The organism is Candidatus Pelagibacter communis, from assembly GCF_001179985.1.
GTDB classification, from domain to species: domain Bacteria; phylum Pseudomonadota; class Alphaproteobacteria; order Pelagibacterales; family Pelagibacteraceae; genus Pelagibacter; species Pelagibacter ubique_J.
The window spans coordinates 1-531 of record NZ_CVSI01000069.1 but is presented as its reverse complement, the minus strand read 5'-3'; the positions used below and the strand labels follow the sequence as shown (position 1 = coordinate 531).

Annotated in this window: 2 protein-coding genes; both read left to right on the top strand. The window is 28.8% G+C overall.

The annotated features are described in order from the left end of the window. The coding region (locus tag AMN80_RS04850; protein ID WP_143323386.1) for a sigma-70 family RNA polymerase sigma factor at window positions 1-250 on the top strand (250 nt) is incomplete at its 5' end. Between the two features lie 20 nt (window positions 251-270). Continuing rightward, on the top strand, window positions 271-531 hold a 261-nt coding region (locus tag AMN80_RS04845), incomplete at its 3' end, for a glycosyltransferase family 2 protein (protein WP_143323385.1).

Here is a 531-nt window from a genome sequence, read left to right as displayed (position 1 = left end):
TTTAGAACAAGCAACTAAATCAAATCTTAGCGAAGCAACGACAAAAATTCTTTCAACATTAACTCCAAGGGAGGAAAGAGTTTTAAGAATGAGATTTGGAGTGGGTATGAACACAGATCATACACTAGAGGAAGTTGGTTTACAATTTTCTGTTACCAGGGAAAGAATAAGACAAATAGAGGCTAAAGCTCTAAGAAAATTAAAACACCCAAGTAGATCAAAGCAATTAAAAAGTTTTTTAGAAAGTTAAGTTCGCGTTATTAATAATAAATGGATTTAGTCAGTGTTATAATTCCATATTTTAAAAAAAAAGACACAATACTTAGTTCTATCAACTCTGTTTTAGACCAAACCTATAAAAATTTCGAAATAATTATTGTTTATGATGACGAAAGTGAAAGTGATTGGAATTTTGTAAAAGAGATTAAAAATATGGATCAAAGAATATCTGTAATCCAAAATAAACAAAAAAAAGGGGCCGGAAAATCAAGAAATATTGGAATACAGAATTCAAATGGAAAATTTATTGCT